The sequence below is a fragment of the Pseudomonas fluorescens genome (assembly GCF_000968015.1).
GTDB classification, from domain to species: domain Bacteria; phylum Pseudomonadota; class Gammaproteobacteria; order Pseudomonadales; family Pseudomonadaceae; genus Aquipseudomonas; species Aquipseudomonas fluorescens_W.
Map to the genome: position 1 here is coordinate 18,783 of NZ_LACH01000108.1, position 21,157 is coordinate 39,939.

18 protein-coding genes and 1 pseudogene are annotated in these 21,157 nt (G+C 51.9%); 9 read left to right on the forward strand and 10 right to left on the reverse strand.

The genetic code is table 11. The annotated features are described in order from the left end of the window. Window positions 1-49 precede the first annotated feature (49 nt). On the reverse strand, window positions 50-2,059 hold the full coding sequence (locus tag VD17_RS30625; RefSeq protein ID WP_046057112.1) for an acyltransferase family protein: 2,010 nt from the start codon (window positions 2,057-2,059) through the stop codon (window positions 50-52). A gap of 320 nt (window positions 2,060-2,379) precedes the next feature. Here VD17_RS30625 and VD17_RS30630 point away from each other — a divergent pair, with 320 nt between their 5' ends. After that, window positions 2,380-3,489, forward strand: coding sequence for an acyltransferase family protein (locus VD17_RS30630; RefSeq protein ID WP_185753265.1), 1,110 nt, complete (start codon window positions 2,380-2,382; stop codon window positions 3,487-3,489). 272 nt (window positions 3,490-3,761) lie between these two features. Here the strand turns inward: VD17_RS30630 and tnpC are convergent. The 7 genes and pseudogenes from tnpC to VD17_RS30665 form a co-directional block, all read right to left on the reverse strand. Further along, a pseudogene (gene tnpC / locus VD17_RS30635) lies at window positions 3,762-5,103 on the reverse strand (IS66 family transposase). Window positions 5,104-5,115: 12 nt separating this feature from the next. Next, window positions 5,116-5,544, reverse strand: coding sequence for an IS66 family insertion sequence element accessory protein TnpB (tnpB, locus tag VD17_RS30640; protein ID WP_185753266.1), 429 nt, complete (start codon window positions 5,542-5,544; stop codon window positions 5,116-5,118). Between the two features lie 204 nt (window positions 5,545-5,748). Further along, on the reverse strand, window positions 5,749-7,953 hold the full coding sequence (locus VD17_RS30645; RefSeq protein WP_046057096.1) for a hypothetical protein: 2,205 nt from the start codon (window positions 7,951-7,953) through the stop codon (window positions 5,749-5,751). A gap of 6 nt (window positions 7,954-7,959) precedes the next feature. Then, window positions 7,960-8,373: a GtrA family protein gene (locus VD17_RS30650; RefSeq protein ID WP_259674621.1), complete on the reverse strand. Its 414-nt coding sequence runs from the start codon at window positions 8,371-8,373 to the stop codon at window positions 7,960-7,962. Beyond that, window positions 8,373-9,326 (reverse strand): WxcM-like domain-containing protein, encoded by a 954-nt coding sequence (locus tag VD17_RS32940; protein ID WP_046057098.1) that lies wholly within the window; start codon window positions 9,324-9,326, stop codon window positions 8,373-8,375. Before VD17_RS32940 ends, VD17_RS30650 begins: the two co-directional genes overlap by 1 nt. After that, window positions 9,319-10,266, reverse strand: a complete 948-nt coding sequence (locus VD17_RS30660; RefSeq protein ID WP_046057099.1) for a glycosyltransferase family 2 protein — start codon at window positions 10,264-10,266, stop codon at window positions 9,319-9,321. Before VD17_RS30660 ends, VD17_RS32940 begins: the two co-directional genes overlap by 8 nt. Next, on the reverse strand, window positions 10,263-11,360 hold the full coding sequence (locus VD17_RS30665) for a DegT/DnrJ/EryC1/StrS family aminotransferase (protein ID WP_046057100.1): 1,098 nt from the start codon (window positions 11,358-11,360) through the stop codon (window positions 10,263-10,265). The genes VD17_RS30660 and VD17_RS30665 overlap by 4 nt, the downstream gene beginning before the upstream one ends. Before the next feature lie 324 nt (window positions 11,361-11,684). Between VD17_RS30665 and VD17_RS30670 the strand changes: the two genes are divergently transcribed. The 6 genes from VD17_RS30670 to fabF all read left to right on the forward strand — a co-directional run bounded on the left by VD17_RS30670 (window position 11,685) and on the right by fabF (window position 18,537). Next, window positions 11,685-12,650 (forward strand): UDP-glucose 4-epimerase family protein, encoded by a 966-nt coding sequence (locus VD17_RS30670; RefSeq protein ID WP_046057101.1) that lies wholly within the window; start codon window positions 11,685-11,687, stop codon window positions 12,648-12,650. Continuing rightward, a complete protein-coding gene (locus tag VD17_RS30675) occupies window positions 12,650-13,678 on the forward strand; it encodes an MraY family glycosyltransferase (protein WP_046057102.1) in 1,029 nt (342 codons plus the stop codon). The genes VD17_RS30670 and VD17_RS30675 overlap by 1 nt, the downstream gene beginning before the upstream one ends. A 109-nt stretch (window positions 13,679-13,787) precedes the next feature. After that, window positions 13,788-15,782, forward strand: a complete 1,995-nt coding sequence (locus VD17_RS30680) for a polysaccharide biosynthesis protein (protein ID WP_046057103.1) — start codon at window positions 13,788-13,790, stop codon at window positions 15,780-15,782. Window positions 15,783-15,894: 112 nt separating this feature from the next. Further along, complete coding sequence (locus VD17_RS30685) at window positions 15,895-16,230, forward strand: ComEA family DNA-binding protein (RefSeq protein ID WP_033055774.1); 336 nt, start codon at window positions 15,895-15,897, stop codon at window positions 16,228-16,230. A 205-nt stretch (window positions 16,231-16,435) separates the two neighbouring features. After that, entirely contained in the window at window positions 16,436-17,230 is a 795-nt protein-coding gene (locus VD17_RS30690) for an SDR family NAD(P)-dependent oxidoreductase (RefSeq protein ID WP_046057104.1), read from the forward strand. A gap of 32 nt (window positions 17,231-17,262) precedes the next feature. Continuing rightward, on the forward strand, window positions 17,263-18,537 hold the full coding sequence (gene fabF, locus VD17_RS30695; protein WP_046057105.1) for a beta-ketoacyl-ACP synthase II: 1,275 nt from the start codon (window positions 17,263-17,265) through the stop codon (window positions 18,535-18,537). Here the strand turns inward: fabF and VD17_RS30700 are convergent. Beyond that, entirely contained in the window at window positions 18,534-19,091 is a 558-nt protein-coding gene (locus VD17_RS30700) for a TetR/AcrR family transcriptional regulator (RefSeq protein WP_046057106.1), read from the reverse strand. The two genes, fabF and VD17_RS30700, sit on opposite strands and share 4 nt — an antisense overlap. Before the next feature lie 176 nt (window positions 19,092-19,267). On the opposite strand from VD17_RS30700, the gene VD17_RS30705 reads away from it, so the two are divergent. Together VD17_RS30705 and VD17_RS30710 are read left to right on the forward strand one after the other, a co-directional pair. Continuing rightward, window positions 19,268-19,921 (forward strand): GntR family transcriptional regulator, encoded by a 654-nt coding sequence (locus VD17_RS30705; protein ID WP_046057107.1) that lies wholly within the window; start codon window positions 19,268-19,270, stop codon window positions 19,919-19,921. 15 nt (window positions 19,922-19,936) lie between these two features. Continuing rightward, entirely contained in the window at window positions 19,937-20,788 is an 852-nt protein-coding gene (locus VD17_RS30710) for an urea carboxylase-associated family protein (RefSeq protein WP_046057108.1), read from the forward strand. 43 nt (window positions 20,789-20,831) lie between these two features. Here VD17_RS30710 and VD17_RS32050 read toward each other — a convergent pair whose 3' ends face one another. Further along, window positions 20,832-20,999, reverse strand: a complete 168-nt coding sequence (locus VD17_RS32050) for a DUF2897 family protein (protein ID WP_080932113.1) — start codon at window positions 20,997-20,999, stop codon at window positions 20,832-20,834. Between the last annotated feature and the right edge of the window lie 158 nt (window positions 21,000-21,157).

The following is a 21,157-nucleotide window of genomic DNA, read 5'->3' on the forward strand; positions in this document are numbered from 1 at the left end:
CGGCTTCACAAGCAATTTCGCATTCGGTTAGCTTTATATTGCTCTGTCTTCAAGGATTCATCTTCAGGTCTTTAAGAATGACTTCGGCAAGGGCAGTTTTAGCGACATAGACCGATGCAATTGAAGTCAGGTGTGTGGCGTCGAATGTTACCAGTCCGTTCTTGCGATCGTTGCCCAGATAGGTAATGCATCCATCATTGTTGCAAAACAGATTGGTCATAGAGAAGTACTCAAAGCCTCCTTGACCGCTTCCATACTTTTCTTTAAGGGCGGCGTCTACTTCGAATACGGATCTGTCTACTTCGGCAATGATGCGCCTCGGTGTGTACAGCCAATACTTCCTTGTAATGATTTGATATAAACTCGCCTGATACTTGGGGACAGGACCCGCGATTACGACGTGGGCCACGCCAAAACTTTTTAGCAGCTTTGTCATTGCTTTATAGTCATTTACAGTGTCATGTCCTGTGATTTGCGCAATTAGCACTACCTCCGGCGCTACTTTTTTAATGACTTCGAGTGCTTTTTGGTTGGATACCCGGCAGTACTCCGCCTCAGTTGAGAAATTATCGGGGAGATTAGGAGAGCACCCCGAACTGGCTACCTGGAGAATTGAGACACTGTCCGGTAGCGTGTGTGTAAGGCCATAGTTGAGTTGCTGAACGTGCGAATCACCCCACAAAAGAACTTTTTTGTTCGAGGTTGGGGTGTAACAACTTGGAGCTATACTGCTTGCGGGAATATTTGTGGCTTTTCCTTTAAAAAAGCTATTTGTATCGTAAAAGTCGCAATCCATGCGGAAGCGAACCGCTGTCTGGTTGTTTGTGAAGTACTTCCAGTCTGGGGCCGTATTGGCGAATGATTGCGCGAACTCTTCACGGTCTTTTTGCCTGAATGGAAATCCATTGTTCATGACAGTTAATACGGCTACAGAGGCAACTATGGCCGCCGTTACTATAAGGCCGTTGAAAATCAATCTCGGGTTGGGTTTCGCTCTGAATGGTTTCTCTACAAAACGGTAAGTCATCCATGCAAGCCCTACGCTTGCCAGAACAACCACTATTCTTGTTTGCGGGCTTGGTACTTCCGATTCGATAATTCTTGCGAATGTAAGTAACGGCCAATGCCACAGATACAATGGGTAACTGATTAGTCCAATCCAAACAGCAATTCGGTTGTTAAAGATATATTTATTAATCACCGACTTTTGACCGGCGCCGATTATTAACGCGGATCCCAATACTGGCGGCAGTGCCCAATACCCAGGGAACTGCAGATTTTTGTTAATGAATATGATGGATGCGATTAGTATCCCAAGGCCGAGACCTGAGGCTAGATTAGAAATGATCAACGTTGGTGGGTCGGAATTTCTTGTTATGCCGATGTAGGCCAGAGTGCTACCACATAGTAGCTCCCAGAAACGGTATTGCGGAAGAAAAAATGCAGCAGAGGTATTAGCTGATACTTCTACGATATTAAAGCAAAGAGACGTCAATAGTATTGTAGTGATAATAATCAGCGCATTTAGGCTCCAGCGCCAGATGCACAGTGCAATAATTGGAAAGGCTAGATAAAATTGCTCTTCCACCCCAAGTGACCATAAGTGGGTAAGAGGTTTTAACTCTGAACTTACGTCAAAATAGCTAGATTCTTGAAACAGAACGATATTCTGTACAAAGGACAGTCCTGCAGCTATGTGTTTATTTAGCTGTTGGAACTCAGTTGCTAGTAGTGTTATCCAGCCAAACGCGAATGTTGCAGCCAACACCAACAGCAACGCCGGGAATATTCGGCGTACACGACGACTGTAAAAATCATAGAAACTGAACGTGCCGCTTTCCAGGTTCTTGAAAATAATACTAGAGATCAGATAACCGGAAATTACAAAAAAAACGTCGACTCCAACAAATCCACCTGGAAGCAGAGTGGGGAAAGCATGGAAGATGACTACGGCGAGGATCGCAAAAGCTCTTAAGCCATCGATATCGGGTCGGTAGGCAGGATGACACCTTTGAGTGGTTGATCTACTCACTGCGGGGCTTTTATCGATGCGCAACATTTTGGAAATATAACCCCTTAGGTGTCCATGCTTCGTAGTGATGGCGAAGTACCTGAGCATGCTCATTTTTTCGGGGCTGAGACAAGTACAGGCTTAGCGGATCCCGATTGGGTTGGCATCTTAAGGGGATGATCAGCCGTGGACAATTGATTTTTAGGCTCAAGAAGTCGCCACTGCGGACGAAGTGAGGCATCGTTCGCGGCTTCTTTCACATCGGAGTGCGTGAAACCTGACAGTGGGAGCCAAGGCTTGTAGAATTCACGCTGTTGCAATGGCTCCTTCAGTCAGCGGTCTTCAACTCCTTAATGCGCGGTCAAGAAATGGCTAACAGAATCACCGACAGAGTAGTTTTTCTCGACGTTATGCGGATATTTGCATTTGTCAGTGTACTAATTGCTCACAAACTGTATGACTCGCTCACTTTTGCCTCTTCTAATGAGGCGTTGCATATAACTGTCCGGTATTTTGCACAAGCTGTTCTTCCGTTGTGCTACGGCGGAGGGGCGGGGGTCGTCGTTTTTTTTCTGACATCTGGATATATCATCACACATGTGCTGCAGACGGAATCCACGCCTGAGTTTTTGCTAAAGAGATTTTTCAGGATATATCCGCTATTTATCGTAGCGGTATTGATGGAGGGTTTATTCGATCATTTTTTAAGAGGTGCCGTCTTTCCCCCTCTCTCAGTATGGGTGCCACGACTTCTTTTGATCGGTGATTTCTTTGGTACTCCGTTGGCTCTTGGAGGGGTTGAGTGGACTCTCAGGCTGGAAATTGCTTTCTATATAGTCATGGCCATCATCAAGGGATTAGGCCTATTAAAGTGCCAGAAATATTTACCTGTTGTATTTATAATCATTGCTGCAGGAATTATTTTACTGCCGCCTTTTCCTAGCGCTGCAAATCTCCCCTTGGCGTATCAGACGATTTATTCATCGTTTCTGTTCATGGGCGCCTGTGTGTATCTTTGGGAAACTGGAAGCGCCAGAAAGAACCTGTGTATCGCTACCTTTTTTATTCTGTTTGGCTGCTTTCTATACATGCTTGCCAAGTATCAGCCTAACTGGAAGGAGTTTAATTATGGATTCTATGCTGTTGCCATTTTTCTCGTTGGGTGGAGCTTGCGGTTCCGGATTGAAGATGGCCCGCTGATACGACTGGTTTCTAATATAACATTCTCCGTCTACTTATTTCATAATTGGCTATGGAGTTACATATCCTCCTTGGTGGATTATTTTGAGTTTTCTTTTATTCCGGCAAAAGTTCAAATATTGATTGTGTTGTTTTTTGTATGCTTTGGATTACATAAAAGTGTAGAGCAGTATGGTCTACGTGCGGGCAAAATATTCCTGAATAGATATCGTACCTTTTCTGCCCGGAAGTCTTATTTTAATATACCCGAGCCGCAAAGCGAAAGTAGGCTGAGCTAACGGGGCTTTCAAAAGATGACTGCATTCTGTTATCGATTCTCAGTAAAACGTCACGAAATTTACGAGTGATAATGCCGATTTAATTTGTCTTTTCAGGTGCAATTCCCGCCCTGACCGGACTTGGATTTGCTGCAGCATTAATGGTGTTTTTTTCACACTATAATATCCCGAGTTTTGGCGGGTGTGCTTTGTGAGTTCAAGGTAAACGCTCCATGAACTCCACATTTAAAAGTGGGGATTTATTGCTATCTTGGAATTTGCGGCGTGCAGTTTCACGGCAGCAAGGTCTCGAAGGCTTCTAAGCGTGCGGCTTGTGTCAATCGCTCCAGTGCGTGGCGCAGCCACGCATAGGGCTCTTGGCCGTTGGCTTTAGCCGTCTCGACCAAACTGCTAAGTTGAGCGCTGGCCATCGCGCCTTTGGGCGTGTCATTGAACAGCCAGCTCTTTCGCCCGATAACGAAGGGCCTGATCGCACGCTCTGCCGCATTGTTGTCGATCGGCAAGTAACCGGCGTCGGTGTAGCGCACCAAGTTGATCCAGTTGCTGGCCAGGTAGCTGATGGCTTGGCCAAATGCATTTTGCGCCGTCACTTCTGGCTGGGTTTTCTCCAGCCATGTTTGCAACTGCGCCAACACCGACAGGCCGTTTTGCTGCAGGCTTTCGTGGCCATGTTCATCGCCGACTTCTTTTAAATTTCGCTCGATACCGTACAGCTTGTTGATCAGATTCAGGGCGATATCGGCACGCCTGGTTTTGCCTTTAGGACGCACCTTTTGCGCCTCGACGAACTTGCGTCGTGCGTGTGCCCAGCAGTCTAAACGTTCGACACTGGATTGCGCGCTCAAGGCGTTATAACCAGCGTAATCATCGTTCATCAGGTAGCCGCGATAACCTTAGAGCAGGCGCTACGGAACCTCCTGCGCCCGGCTGGTCGAGTAGTCAAAAAGGAACACAGGCTTATTCGGCGGCCCGTCGGTTTGCACCCTCATCCAGGATTGGCTACTGGGTTCTCGATCAGGTTCTTTCAGCACTTGCGCACGCGTTTCGTCGCAGTGGCTTTCCAGTAGCCGATCGCGCATCAAATTGAGCAATGGCTGTTGGTGTTCGCCGCACCGGATAACCCAGCACGCCAAGGTTTGGCGTGGAATATCGATACTGTGGCGGCCCAGCAATTTTTCGAAGGATACAGCGGCAGGCCATCGACGTATTTGGTCGTCAGCAGCATCGCCAGGGCACTCGGGCTGGCAATGCTTTTTTCAATCAGTTGAGCCCGCTTGTCCGCTGTAACCGGTGCTCCAACGCTGTGTTTACGGCAACCGTAGGCGCAGGTCAGCACATGATCGGGCAGTTCGTGAATGACTTCGATACGGCGGAAGATCGGCGGGCAGAGTCTTGCGTTCGCCCCGTCGCTGGGTTGGAGCTACGACCTCTTCTCCAATCGTTTCGTCGACAACTCCGGCCACGCTTTCAGCTCCGTTGAACAAGGCCATTTGGGGGGGGGCGTGGGATCGGCTGTCTGCTCTGACTTGGCCCGAAAAGGCGCTGACGCAACAGCGCGTTTTCTTCTTCGAGATGAACGATCTTGCCCTTATCCGGCTCGTGCTCACTCAGCATTTGCTCAAGCAGTTACTCGAGCAAAACAGGGGCGACAGGAAGGTCTTTGGGCATGGAAATCATGCCGCAGATTATCCCGAATCGGGCGACGAATCGAGGCGTCAAAACTTGATGCGGGCGGTTGCGCCACAAATCAAAACCGACCAATAACCAGTTGAGTTCTTGAACCGTCAGCACGATGGCTTCATCCGAACAATCCGGCAATGTTTTGAAGCGCTCGGACTCCAGCCGCTTTAGCCAAAGGCAGAAGCCGTTGCGCTCCCAATACAAAATCTTCACTCGGTTTCGAGGCTTGTTGAGAAACACGAAAACAACCGGGTCAAACACCGCGACCTTGATGTCCCGTTCGACCAGAGCGGCGAGGCCGTTGATGGATTGTTGGATGTCGACGGGCTTGGGGTAGAGACGGACTTTTTCGACTTTTGCGTCGGGACGCATCATTAGGTGCTGGCTCCGGAAAGGGATCGTGAGCACAGCATCGGGGATCAGGTGGTAACTTTGAATGCGGGGGTTTATGGAGCGCCTACTGTACAGGAGCCTGGGCGCATGTTGGCAATCAAGTACAGCACGTAATTTGTAGGGTGCTAAACACGGAGCGATGCTTCCTGCACATCACTGATTGGATGAGCAGGAAGCAAGAGTGCTTCAGTGGGTAATGCTTTTTTTTATCTCAATCCAATCAAGTCTTCCCGCAAACCCAAAATACTGGTCATCAACGTCGGAAATAAAAGTAACTGTATTCTTTCCGTCTCGAAGTTGGTTCTTTGCGAGCTGAGCTTGAAAGCTGTTGTCGTCTTTCCACTCTAATGGGATATTGATGCCATTCATTTCAATTTTCAGACTTGTTTTTATTGCAGGGCTAACGACTGCATAAAATATTCCGTGCAGTTCATAACGGTCTGATGAGGGTGAAAACTTAAAGTCGAGGATTGCTCGTTTATTGGTTTTCCAAGCAGAGGCGTTATGCTGAAATTTGTTAACAGTCCATTCAGCTTCGCGCCAGCCAGAGCCTGCTATTGGCAATTCCATACTCCACCAATCACCAAACCCCCAGAAGTAATTCTCGCTGGGCTCTTGGTCAGTGAAACCAATCCAGTGATTTTGATAATCAGGCTTGTCGATAAATCCACGATAGATCGCGCCAGTGCGGCCTTGGTCATTGCGTAACATTTCCACGCGACCTGGGTTGATCTCGGGAGTCCCGTCTGGATTCACAGTAATAGTGACGGTTTGGGATTTGGCTAGCTTTTTGTCTTCCAAACCTTTAGTGGGTTCGAACCCTGGACCACTTATGGAGGTCGGGTAGTGAAAGATCCATTCACTCGTGGTTTCCTCGCAGGTTCCCTTTCGGCCAACGCTGTCCTTATACTGCCACTCACTGCCATCTTCGCGGCATACCTCCAGCGCGTTGAAAGGATGACCGTAGATGTAGTTAAGAGTGGCCTGTAGGTTTTCGTTTATAAACATCCATGTGTTATTGATTTGATTTGTCTTGTCGATGATTACTAGCGTTTTGTTATCGCTCTTACCATCAAATTGTTCGACAATATTTTTTAGAATGTTGCGTTGCCTATCAGATATTTTGACGTAGTGGTGGAATTGAAAGAGTTGGCTGGACAGTCCGATAAAAACGAATAGAGCCACGCAAAGTGCTGCCAGGTTTTTGCTGGCTTTGCTGACGGCAATCAGTACGGCAAGTGTTACTAATACGCCACCAGGACTTGCGAACAGGAATGTACGTTGGCTGATCGCTTGATGTGATGTCGACAGTAGAAAAGGCGCGTACCCTAAAAGTACTAAGATGATGCCGGCAATCAAAAGTCGGAACGAAACTATTGCAGAGATTTTAATCCCGACGGTCTTTGTTTTTTTGTGGCTGGATAGCAATAGAAAGAGTGCAGTAAATATAGCAATCGTCACACTTATGGCGTACCAGTAGGTGCTGAACTCCGTTGCAGTTATTCGTGTTGCGTCATACCAACCCCCCAAGGTCGTTCTCAGCAAGCCTATAGAAAACAAATTGGGAAGGGAATGCATGAGCGTTGTGATAGCACTGGTGCCGCCAGTGACACCACTCTGATAGCTGTTGACCAGTGGCGCAGTGTGAATAACGTAGGCGATATAGGTAAAGGCGCCCATCAGCCAGATCAGGTGCTTCCATAGGTGTTGGCGCATCTGTGAAACAGCTAACTTTAAGTTTGATTTAATAAGTATCGTTAAAAATGGCAGCACTGTAAGCAAGAGTGATGCCTCATACATTGCACAGGCAGTCAGTAATAGCGCTGCGGATATGATACTTAGTAAATAAGGTAAAATCTTCGATTTTGCTTGCAGGGCGGCGATGAATATCGCGGTCCCCAGCAATAAGCTGCTAAGCGCCCAGTTTATGTGAAGCGCTCTGAACGAAAGTTGCATTGTATCGGCTGGGTATATGACGATTAGCAGTCCGGCGATAACTCCCCACTTTACCGAGCCGGTAATGTTGCTCGTTATGTAGCTCAGGCTTGACCCCTTTACGCACAATGCGAGCGCAAGGAGTACGTTCCAGTATTTAAACGAGTAGGGGTCTAAACAGTAAGCGATGGCTTGAGGAAGGATCGTCAACGGCCGTAACGCATGGGCAGGTAGGGGGCTAGATATGTCAGTGACGAAGAACAGTCCGTGAGTTGTTAACGATCCTAACAACCACCACTCTTCAATCAACCCGATCAGCGAGAATCCGTAGGGTAACCACAATGCCAATACTAAAATAGCAACGGGTAAGGTGTGCACCATCCAGAGCTTTACTCCGTCACAAGAATGAGGAGGAGAAAATTTTTGATGTGTTAGTTGCTCTGTCACGTTTGTCATTTGGCTCTACTGGTCCGTTCCTGTCTTGGGCTGATCTGTGGCTTTAAGAATTGTTTTGCTCAGCAAGTAGGTTACAGGCAGAAGCAGGACAATGATCAAAAGCGGTGCTATTTCTTTAGCTATGCCTAACCTCTCCACCATAAGGCTAAGCAATAAGGCAGCTAATATATATTGGAGTAGATACACTAAAGGATAGGCCATCAACCCTTTCCATGATTTTTTCACATTGAAAACAATTTGTGCGTTGAATAGATATGAGAATACGATCCCGCTTATGTACGCGATGATGTAAGATTTTTGATAGCTTATGTACATGTTCAGCAATAAATATATTCCATAGGTCAGGAGGGTGTTCAAACAACCTCCTGCCAGGAACGATACCCATCGACGAACGTTTTCTTTTGAAATGGTAATACTCACTAGTTTTTCGAACCTGTAATTTTCAAAAACTCGGAGTAGTCCCGAATGTAGTCAGCCGAATCGTAATAGTCAGAAGTGAATACCAGCAGGACTGCATCCTCAGAGTATTTATACTGAATACCCCAGGTCAAGGGCGGCAAATAAATGCCTTTGTTCGGGGCGTCCAGCATCACTTCCGCGCGGCTTTGACCGTCATCTACCACTACAGCGCAACTCCCTTTGACACAGATAAGGAACTGATGGCATTTGTGATGAGCATGTTCTCCGCGGGTTTTTTGACTGGGTACGTTAAACACCAGGAAATAACGCTTCGGAACAAAAGGTATTTCTTTTTCAAATTCGCCAACCGACAAATCGCCCCGCATGTCCGCGACGAATTTGAAGTTGTGTGAGGTGACGTCGCCCACTCCAACCCGTGTAATTCCTTCTTGCGACTCTGCATTTTCAACGAGCTTCGGTTTTTCGCTGTTGTCGCTTGCCGCTGAATTCTCTACATACCCGGTAATCCGCGCCGGCGACCCGGTCACGATCGCATACGGTGGCACGGATTTGGTGACCACTGCACCGGCTCCAACCATCGCCCCGATACCGATGGTAACGCCAGGGAGGATGACGGCGCCGCCGCCGATCGAGGCCTTGTCGTGTATCACGGTTTGCAGAAACGTTTCCGGGTAAACCTTGGAGCGAGGAAACTTGTCATTGGTGAAGGTGACATTTGGACCAATGAACACATCATTGCCAACTCTCAGGCCATCCCAAACATAAACACCCGACTTGATCGTCGTTCTGTCGCCGATCACGACATCATTTTCAATCAGGCAGTGAGAGCAGATGTTTACATCCGAGCCGATCACCGCTTCAGGAAAAATGACAACGTACTGCCAAACACGGGTGTTTTGGCCAATGTGGGTACTTTTGACATCTGCGCTAGGGTGGATCGTCGGATTAGACATGGCTGATTTGCTCTCGGTTGTTCAACTGTATGCTCACGACTGCCAACGGTCGCTGTTTGGTATTTTCATAGGCGCGCCACGCATAAGTGCCTACAAGTCCCAGACCCAGTAGATTCAAGGTGCCCAGCAGCAGGACCACGACCATGGTAGCGGCATACCCTGGTACTGCGATGGTGCCGTGAATTCTTGCAATGATGACCAGCAGGCCTATAGCTGCTGACATCAATGAGCCTATCGCGCCCATTTTTATCAATAGACGTATAGGGTAGTCGGTGAAAGCGAAGACGCTGTCCATCATGTATTCCAGCTTCTTCTTGAACGTCCAGGCTGATTTACCTTCCTGACGAGTCTGGCGATCGTAATCGACGAATTTCCTTCGGAAGCCGAGCCAGAAGATTAATGCGATCAGTGACGAACGAGATTCTTCTAGCTTCAGTAACTGTTCTTTGAAAGTGTTATTACAGCCAAAGATGTCGACGCCACCTTTAGGCATGTCATGGACGACCAGCTTTCTGTAAAGCCCCCAGAACATTGAAGAGGCCACTCGGCTAAAAAAAGGATCCTTACGGGCGTTGCGCGTACCAATGGCAACGTCACACTCATCGTTAGAAAGTGATTGAAAGAAGCTTATCAGCAGTTCCGGTGGTTCCTGCAAGTCAGCAGCCATTACACCGAAGTATTCTCCAGTTGCTGCCATCAGGCCCGTTCGAATCGCCGGGAATGAACCGAAGTTCCTTGAGTGGGCAATTAGTTGCGCTGCAAAAGGCAGGTTTGGCAGTTCTTTTTGAATCAACTCAAACGATGCATCCGGGCTACCGTCGACGACAAAAACCGCCTCTACTTCGTTGTTCAAACGCTTGTTGATTTCATCGATGGCCTGAATCAAGCGCGGAATGGATTCCGCGTTTTTATACACAGGGATGATGATCGAGTACGTCATGCAGTCCATCCATTGACTGCTTTGATCACTGCGCTGACTTCATGCTCTTCCATTTCTGGATAGCATGGCAGTGTCAAAATCTCTTTTGCCAAACGCTCGGTGTTGGCCAAGTGGCAATCAACGTTGACGTTCTTGAACACGGGCTGTTTGTAGTCAGGAATCGGGTAGTGAACCTCAGAAGCGATTTGCAGGCCACGTAGATGTTGCTGCAATGCGTCACGCTTCTGGCTCTTGATGACATAGAGGTGAGCGACCCAAGCACCGCTATTCCCCTGCGGATGAACGATGTCGGGTTGATTTACTTCGTTGCGATAACGTTCCGCAATCTCGTTGCGTCGCGCATTGCCCTGATCAAGGTGGGGCAGGAACTCGGAGAGAATGGCGGCTTGCATTTCGTCCAGGCGGCTGTTCCTGGCTCCGCCCAATTCCACGCAATATTTGGAGGACCAGCCGTATTGACGCAATTGTGAGACTCGCTGAGCAATTTCGGCAGAGTTTGTGATTACTGCTCCACCGTCGCCAAGCGCACCGAGGTTTTTTGTCGGGTAGAAACTGAAGCTCGAGGCGTCGCCGAATGTTCCTACACGTTTGCCTTGTACGCTGGCTCCGTGAGCTTGTGCGCAATCTTCCAGGAGCGGAATGCCTTTGTCGGCACAGAAAACAGCGATCTCTTGTATTTCCGGGATGGCCAAGCCGTAAAGGTGCGTTACGACGACAACTTTGGCTCCGGCTTCAACGGCGCGCTTTACTTCCGCAAGCGTTACGACCTGATTATCGAGGTCGACATCCATGAAGGCTGGGACGGCGCCGATGGACAGAACAGAAGTGGTCGTATACATGCCGGCATTGGCAACCGTGGCAACAACGTCACCTTTTTCAACACCCAGAGCCTTGAGAGCCAATTCGATTGCATCGGTACCATTGGCTACGGTTATGCAGTGGCTGGCGCCCAGATATTCGGCAAACGATGCTTCAAAACGTTTGACCTCTGGCCCCAGGACTACCCATCCGCTGGAAACCACGCGCTGAATGGATGCATCGATCTGATCCCGGTATTTCGCAATTTTTGCGCTGAGATTATTGATTTGCTGCATCGATGTGCTCCATTCGAGGCGTAGCCTGCTAAATTTAGTGTGTATTTTGAATAATTTACCGACACCACGTATCTCTGCGAGGTGTCTCAGGCTCTATTCAGAGAGCTTTAGTAAAAATTGGGTGGATTCTATCTCTCTCAGGTGATTGCTCCAACCTGTGTGATGGAAAATCGCGCTGAGACCAGGGCTTCGAGTTCTCGTCAGCCGGTTAGCCGGTGCTACGCAAGGGGTAGGGCAGGGTGCTCCGCACAAATTCGGCGCTCAAAATGACGCCTTTACGTGGTAGATTGTTCCATTGCTGTCTATTTTTTGAATCGGTTTGAAATGTCCAAAAAAATACTTGTGACCGGTGCGACGGGATTTCTTGGAAGTGCCTTGGTAAAGAGTTTCTGCACTTTGCCCGCTACATCGGTTGTGGCTCCGCTCAGAAATTTGAATAGCAAGTTACCCGACTTAGTAGAAAAAACTTATATATCAAATATCGATCAAGCCACAGACTGGACTCAGTCTCTCACAGGCGTGAATGTGGTTATACATTCGGCGGCTCGAGTGCACGTCATGCACGAGGATCCGGCGCAATCGCTAGACAAGTTTCGTGCGATTAACGTTGAAGGTACACTCAATCTCGCACGCCAGGCCATACAGGCTGGTGTTAAACGATTTATCTTTATTAGCTCGATCAAGGTCAATGGGGAAAGTACTGCGCCGGGACATGCGTTCTCAGCAGATGATATCCCACTCCCTTCGGATCCTTATGCCATTTCCAAGTACGAAGCAGAACAACAACTCATGCAGCTCGCCAATAGGGGCGCAATTGAAGTTGTCATCATTCGGCCGGTGCTTATTTATGGCGCCGGTGTAGGTGCAAACTTTCAACGAATGATGCAATGGTTGATAAAGGGCGTTCCGCTACCGTTCGGAGCGGTGACCAATTATCGAAGCCTTGTGTCACTGGAAAATGTCGTTGATCTGATCAGGACGTGTGTCGATCATCCCCGTGCTGCCAATCAGGTCTTTTTAGTGAGCGATGATAATGATGTTTCAACGACCCAACTGATGCGGAGTCTTGTCACCTATCTAGGGGTGAATACCTGGCTCGTGCCCGTCCCTGTCGGGGTTCTGGTGTTTCTGGCTGGTTTGTTGGGACGGCGTGCAGTAGCACAACGGCTTTTCGGTTCATTGCAGGTCGATATCCAGAAAAATCAGGAGTTACTGGGCTGGCGTCCACCTGCAAGGCTGGAAGATGGGTTGAAATCAACGGTGCAGCATTTTCTGGAGTCCCGCCAATAATGACTTATGCGTGGTTTTTTCCGGTGGCTGTCGGTATTTCTTTTCTACTGACTGCGGCGTTACGCAAGTACGCAATTTCCAGAAGTTTGATGGACGTTCCGAACGCACGTAGTTCCCATATGGTCGCGACACCACGAGGTGGCGGCGTAGCCATTGTCGTGGCTTTTATCGTTTCGTTGGGTTTTCTGTACTCCGCGGGACTGATTTCTCCATCGGCGTTTTACGCGATTGCAGGGGCTGGGCTCTCGATAGCATTGATTGGCTTTATGGACGACCACGGACATATCGCCGCACGCTGGCGCCTGTTGGGCCATTTTGCAGCGGCAGCCTGGCTGTTGGGCTGGATGGGGGGATTGCCTTCCGTCGTGGTGTTCGGCGCCGATATCAATTTGGGTTGGGCGGGTCATGTGCTAGCCGTTTTTTATCTGGTGTGGTTACTCAATCTCTACAACTTCATGGACGGAATCGATGGCATTGCCAGCGTGGAAGCCATTTGTGCTTGCCTGGGCGCCTGTCTGCTTTATTGGTTGGCAGGCCTCGACACGCTGATTTGGGGACCATTGTTGCTTGCTGTTTCCGTTGCAGGTTTCCTTTATTGGAATTTCCCTCCCGCGAGGATTTTCATGGGGGATGCCGGCAGCGGGTTTCTCGGCATTGTGCTGGGTGGTCTTTCGCTGCAGGCAACATGGGTGAGTGCACCGATGCTATGGGCCTGGCTGATTTTGCTGGGGGTGTTCATCGTTGATGCAACATTCACGCTGTTTCGCCGTTTGTTTAGAGGGGACAAAGTCTATGAAGCGCATCGCAGCCATGCCTACCAATTCGCCTCGCGTCGTTTCGGCAAGCATTTACCGGTAACTATCGCTGTTGGCGTGATCAATCTGTTCTGGCTGTTGCCGGTAGCCGTGTGCGTGACGCATTTTGGTCTAGACGGGGCCTTAGGAGTCATTTTGGCTTATGCGCCACTGATCGCATTGGCAATAAAGTTTCGTGCCGGAGATCTGGAAAATCCGCCGCTAAAGAACTAAGCAGCAACTACTCTGTCATTTAGGTTTAGAGTGATCGCGACGCGGCTTTGAGGTTTCGCCACGGTGAAGGGGCTGCTGAGAGGAGGCGACTGAGGTGTTTGAAGGGTTTATGGATAAAATCAGAGCATATTTGGTGGGGCTCCCTCGGCGTCGAAAAAGGTTGATACAGGTCGCCACTGACATCCTGCTGGTCTGGATCGCCCTGTGGTTGGCGTTCATTGTGCGTCTGGGCCTGGACGATATGTACAACCCCTTTAAAGTCCACTTTTGGCTCTTCGTTTGTGCCCCGGTTATCGCTATTCCCTTGTTTGTGCGTTTCGGTATGTACCGGGCCGTCATGCGCTATTTCGGCAATGATGCCCTCATCGCCATTATCAAAGCCGTTAGCCTTTCGTCGCTTATTCTGGCAGTCGCTGTCTATTGGTACAGTAATCACGAAACGGTAGTGCCACGTTCCATTGTTTTCAACTATTGGTGGCTCAGCCTCGTCATTATTGGCGGACTTCGACTCTGCATGCGTCAATATTTCATGGGCGACTGGTTCACCACCGCTCAGCATGTACCATTTACCAATCGCGAGGACGGCCTTACCAAGGTTGCTGTGTATGGTGCTGGCGTGGCCGGCAATCAGCTTGTCGCAGCGCTTCGCATGGGCCGAGCCATGCGTCCTGTGGCGTTTATCGATGATGATCCAAGCATTGCGGATCGTTCAATCGCAGGCCTGCAAGTCTACAAACCCAAACACATCCAGCAGATGATTGACGTAACAGGCGCGCAGGAAATCCTCCTGGCCCTCCCGTCATCTACCCGCGCCCGGCGCAGGGAGATTCTCACGCTGCTGGAGCGTTTTCCTCTACACATTCGAAGCGTGCCCAACTTCACCGATCTGGCCAGTGGCCGGGTAAAGGTCGAAGACATCCAGGAGGTGGATATCGCGGACCTTCTGGGTCGCGACTCAGTGCCTGCGCAACCGGACTTGCTTGAACGTTGTATCAAAGGCAAGACAGTCATGGTCACTGGGGCTGGCGGATCGATCGGCGCTGAGCTTTGCCGGCAGATTTTCTCGCTTGGCCCGACGACGCTTTTGTTGTTTGAACACAGCGAATTCAATCTATACAGCATCCTCTCGGAACTGGAGCAGCGCGCTTGTCGTAAGTCGGTTTCGGTCAAATTGTTGCCAATTCTCGGTTCCATCCGGCACCAGGACAAACTTCTGGATGTGATGAAAACCTGGAGTGTGGACACCGTCTACCACGCTGCTGCGTATAAACACGTCCCGATGGTCGAGCACAACATCGCCGAAGGCGTGCTCAACAACGTCATCGGCACGCTCAACACCGCTCAGGCTGCGTTGCAATCAGGTGTCTCCAACTTTGTATTGATCTCCACCGATAAGGCCGTACGCCCCACGAATGTGATGGGGAGTACCAAGCGTCTCGCTGAAATGACGCTTCAAGCGTTGAGTCGTGAAATCGCCCCGGTGATGTTCGGCGACAAGGCCAATGTCTCTCGGGTCAACAAGACCCGTTTTACCATGGTGCGTTTTGGCAATGTGCTGGGTTCCTCCGGTTCGGTGATCCCTTTGTTCCACAGTCAGATCAAATCCGGTGGCCCGTTGACGGTCACACACCCGAAAATCACTCGCTATTTCATGACCATCCCTGAGGCCGCGCAATTGGTAATCCAGGCGGGTTCCATGGGGCAGGGCGGTGATGTGTTTGTTCTGGACATGGGCGAGCCGGTGAAGATTGTCGAGCTGGCAGAGAAGATGATTCACCTGTCCGGTCTGAGCGTTCGTTCGGACAAGAATTTGCAAGGCGACATCTCCATCGAATTCACCGGGCTGCGTCCCGGTGAGAAGCTTTACGAGGAGTTGCTGATCGGCGACAACGTGGCAGCGACGCAACATCCGATGATCATGACTGCCAACGAAGATCATCTGCCCTGGGATGTGCTCAAGGGCCGTTTGAGGGAGTTGCTGATTGCTGTCGATCATGACGATTACAGTCGTGTCCGTCAGCTCCTGCGCGAAACCGTCAGCGGCTACACACCTGATGGCGATATCGTTGACTGGATCTACCAGCAACGTCGCCTCGAACCTTGATTGTTTCACATCCTGTAACGGACACATTTTTGACAGGCTCCAGACATCGCCTAAGTTTGGGAGGCAGCTTCGGAAAAGCTGCTTTCTCAATCGATGTCATGGAGCTTTATTTATGCGTACTGGCTATTTCTACTCTCTGGTTTTTGCCCTGCTCACCAGCGCCTCAATTGCTGCCATTGCTGCGCCGACGGCCAAGCCAGAGGCTGGCAACGCACCCTTGGTGCTGGAAGTTTCTCCCAAGGCACAGTCCGGCAAGGTCGATCTGAATCAGGCCGATGCGCCAACCCTTCAGCGCGAGTTGGCCGGTGTTGGCGAGGCCAAGGCCAAGGCGATTGTTACCTATCGTGAGAGTAATGGGCCGTTTGCGTCCGTGGACGAGTTGCTCGAAGTGAAGGGAATCGGTAAAGCCATTCTGGATAAGAACCGCGAGAAGCTTGAGGTGAACTAAGCTTATACGTCAGCGCCAGGGGCCGGTCATTGATCGGCCTTTTTGCTTTCTGGCGAGCGCTGTGATGGTGCGCCTTTCGTCGACATTAGAAAAATTACGGCTATCATATACAGTCAAGATTATGCCTATAATAAATTGCTTTCCGCCAAGCGCTCTGAGCCTCAGGCGCTTGTCTTTCCCTTAGGCATCTCCCAGGAGCACAGTCATGAACTCAGTCCGGTCCCAAGGTACGGCTCTCGTTACCGGTGCTTCTTCCGGTATCGGTGCGATTTACGCCGAGCGGTTGGCGGCGCGTGGTTTTGATTTGTTATTGGTCGCCCGTGATCAAGAGCGGCTGGAAGCGGCGGCGAGCAAGTTGCGCGCCGAGCATGGTGTTCAGGTCGAGGTGCTCAAGGCGGATCTGACGCAAAAGGATGATGTGCTGAAGCTTGAACAACGTCTTCACAGCGATTCGAGTATCAGCCTGTTGCTGAACAACGCCGGTGTTGCAGCGGATGGTTTGTTGGCCAACGCCGACATGGATCAGCTGGAACGTTTGATTCAACTGAACGTGACAACGGTCACGCGACTGGCTTCGGCCGCGGCCGCCAGTTTTGCCAAGGCAGGTCGGGGGACGATCATCAATATCGGGTCAGTGGTGGCGTTGTTTCCCGAGCGCTTCAACGCGACTTACAGCGCCAGCAAGGCTTATGTGTTAAGTCTGACGCAGTCGTTGAACGCTGAACTGGAGGGCACTGGGGTCAAGGTGCAGGCCGTGTTGCCAGGCGTCACACGCACCGAAATCTGGGAACGCTCCGGTATCGACGCAACACAGATTCCGGCGGATATGGTCATGGAAGCCGGGGATATGGTTGATGCGGCGTTGTCGGGTCTGGACCAGGGTGAGTTGGTCACCATTCCTTCGTTGCCGGATGCGGCCGACTGGGATGCCTTCGTTGCGGCGCGTCATGTACTGGCGCCGAATCTTTCCAAAAGTAAGGCCGCCGCGCGTTACACGTGAGGCGTCATGAATCGGCTTGAGGTATTTGCGGTATGAGTGATCGTCGAGTGGTTGTAACGGGCATGGGCCTGGTGTCTCCATTGGGGTCTGGCGTCGAAGCCGTTTGGTCGCGTCTGTTGGCCGGGCGTTCCGGGTTGCGCAATTTGCCGGACGAGGTGGTTGCCGATTTGCCGGCCAAGGTTGGGGGTGCAGTGCCGACGCTGGCTGACGATCCCGAGGCGGGGTTCGACCCGGACCGGGCGACGGCGCCCAAAGAGCAGAAGAAGATGGACCGCTTCATTATGTTCGCCATGGAAGCGGCGCGTCAGGCACTGGAGCAGGCCGGTTGGCAAGCGGCGGACGCCAATGCCCAGGAACGTACTGCAACCATTATCGGTTCCGGCGTGGGTGGTTTCGGTGCGATAGCCGATGCGGTGCGCACCACGGACAGTCGTGGGCCGCGACGCCTGTCGCCGTTCACCATTCCTTCATTTCTGGTCAACCTCGCCGCGGGTCATGTGTCGATCCAGCACGGTTTCAAGGGACCATTGGGTGCGCCGGTGACGGCTTGTGCGGCCGGGGTGCAGGCGATTGGTGATGCGGCGCGACTAATTCGTTGTGGCGAGGCAGACATCGCGGTATGTGGCGGCGCGGAAGCGGCGATCGATCGCGTCAGTCTCGCCGGGTTTGCCGCTGCTCGCGCCTTGTCCAGTGGTTACAACGACACCCCGGAGCGTGCCTCGCGGCCGTTTGACAGTGACCGCGATGGCTTCGTCATGGGGGAGGGCGCTGGCCTTCTGGTCATCGAATCACTGGAGCATGCCCTGGCTCGTGGTGCTCAACCGCTGGCGGAATTGGTCGGTTACGGCACCAGTGCCGACGCCTATCACCTGACGGCAGGTCCCGAGGATGGCAGCGGTGCGCGACGGGCGATGTCGCTGGCATTGGCCCAGGCAGGCATTTCGCCCGCGCAGGTGCAGCATCTCAATGCTCACGCAACCTCGACCCCGGTCGGGGACTTGGGAGAGTTGGCGGCCATCAAGGCGTTGTTCGGCACGGATAACAAAATCGCCGTGACATCGACCAAATCGGCCACCGGGCATTTGCTCGGTGCAGCGGGCGGTATCGAGGCGATCTTCACGTTGTTGGCAATTCGCGATCAGGTCGTGCCGGCCACCCTCAACTTCGACAACCCGGACCCTGCCGCCCAAGGCGTCGACATCGTCCACGGTCAGGCGCGGCCGATGGCCATCGAATACGCGCTGTCCAATGGCTTCGGGTTTGGTGGGGTGAATGCCAGCGTGCTGTTCAAGCGCTGGGAGGGTTAGTCCCGGGGCTGTTTGAGATAGGCGCGAGTCACGTCGAGAATCCGCTGAGCCAGCTCGGGATTCTCGACACTGCGTGACAGCAATAAAGCCCCGACCAGTGTCGACATGATAACGACGCTTTGGTCGGCGGCGTCCTCGTCTTCAAGAGTGCCTTGCACTTGTTCGAGCCGTGCGTTGAGCACCACGTCAGTGGTCGGGCTTTGCTGCCCGCGCAGGCCGAGTTCCGATGACATGGTCGGCAACGGGCAACCCTCATCGGGTGAAGTCTGGTGCCATTCGGACAAATAGGCGTCGATGAACGCTTCCAGCGGACGATCTTGAGCGAAGAGCTCGGCGCAAATGATGTCGACCTGCTCGCTGGCGGCTTGCAACGCCTTTTCCACCAGTTCGTCTTTGGACTTGAAATGCGAGTAGAAACCACCGTGAGTCAGGCCCAGTGCTTTCATCAGCGGTTGCAGACCTGTCGCGCCAATGCCATCGCGGCGAAAGCGTGCTGACGCTTCCTTGATGATGCGTTGGTGGGTCTGGGCTTTATGGTCCTGCGAGTAACGCATCGGGTATCTCCGCAACAATGCGCCATATTAACCAATGAAAATGGGATGGTGATTGTACTTCTACTTCTAAAAAGCATGCAGATGAGTCCAACTCCGTCCTGCTGTCTAGAATGAACTGGCACGAATAGTGATTACTCATTAACTGACGATTGTTGAACAATCAGGAGGCAATGAGTATGAACAGCGGACTGTCCCTGGCCGACCACATCACACTTGAGTTGCGCGCCGACATCATTGGCGGCCGTTTGCTGCCCGGCATGGCGTTGGTGGAAAACGATCTGGTGTCTGCCTACAACGCATCCCGCAATACCATCCGCGAAGCGCTGCATCGCCTGGGGCAGGAAGGTCTGACCCGTTATGTACGCAACAAGGGCGTGATGGTACGCAGGCTGGGCGTCGAGGATGTGCGGGATCTGTTCAAGGTCAGGCGCACCCTGGAGTTGCAGGCCATCAGCGCGAGCCAGCCGCTGCGCGACTATCAATCCGACCGGATGCTCGAAGCCCTGGAAGCCACCGAGCTTGCCCGGGAGCGCGAGGACTGGCGCGCCGTCGGCACCCACAGCCTGGCCTTTCATCAACACATCGTTGGATTGCTGCGCAGTCCGTTGTTCGATGAGTTCTTCACCAACGTCGTCGCGCAATTGCGCCTGGTGTTCTGCACCGCCCCCGATGAATCTCGTTTTCAGGCGCCCTGGCTGGCGCGCGACCGGCAGATCCATGAGTTGTTGGCCGAGGGCGACAAACGCGCGGCCGAAGACGCGATGAGCCTCTATCTCGACGATTCCGAACACCTCCTGTTGCAAATGCTTGCTCCAGTTTCCCATCACTGATCGAGGATTCGTGCCATGTACAAAGACTATCCGGCGGCCTATCAAGTCAGCAAAGGCTCAGCCTTGCAGGTGGACAAAGCCTTCTACGAACGGATCCGCGATGCGAAGGAGGGGCGCACGCTAATCGAGGAATTCGAGGTGCCGATCCGCACCGGTCGCGCCTGGAAGGTGCCGGCCGGGCATGTGTTTCGCGTGACCACGCCCGTCGGGCCGCAAGTCGGGGATTTCAACGTCTGGAATGCCAACGATCCACGGGAGCGTTTGTGGGCGGCACGGACCCGGCAGTTACAGGGCGCACACGTCAGCACCCATGACCGGCTCTGGTCAAACCTGCCTTTTTTGCGGCCGCTGGTGACCATCACCGATGACAGCCTGGCCGGTTACGGCATCGACGAACATGGCGGTCGCTTGCACGATTTACTCGGCACCCGCTGCGACCCTTATGTGAACAAAATGCTCACCGGCGAAGACTTCCATCATCACTGCCATTCGAACCTGACCCGGGCGGTGCTGCCTCATGGGCTGACCGAGTTCGACGTGCATGACGTGCTGAACATTTTCCAGTGCACGGGCTTGAACCACGACGACATGTACTTCATGAAAGCCTGTCCGGCGCAGAAGGGCGATTACCTGGAGTTTTTCGCCGAAATCGATCTGCTGTGTGCGCTCTCGACCTGCCCGGGCGGTGATCTGTCACTGGCCATGTGGGGGCCGGATGCGCAGGATCCGCTGAGCGTGTGTCGCCCGCTCGGGGTGGAGATTTATCGGTTGGAGGATTCGTTGCTTGAGGGGTGGAGCCAGCCGGAACGCGCGGCATACAAAGGGCTGCATGGCCTTCACATAGCCAAGGCGGATTGGGAGAAGTAAAACGCAAAACCCTGTCATTCAATGAGAATGACAGGGTTTTGTTTTAGCGGTCCTGCGCATCCTTGGAATCCGCTTCGGCGTTGCGTTCAGCGACGCGTTTGCGTTGCTCCTCGGTCAGATCGACCTTGTTGGCGGTGTCACGCAACATCATCAAACCACCAACGATCGAGCCGATTGCAACGACCAGAATCAACCAGGCATACCAGGGCATAGGGCTCTCCTTGAGGGCAGGCCGATTGGCGGGTTTTGCCAATCGATCGTGCATACCACTTTGAGCGATTAACTTTCGCAGTGGTTCCATTCTATGCCTGATACGCCGTAGACACGGTACATCCTTGTAGGAGCTGTCGAGTGAAACGAGGCTGCGAT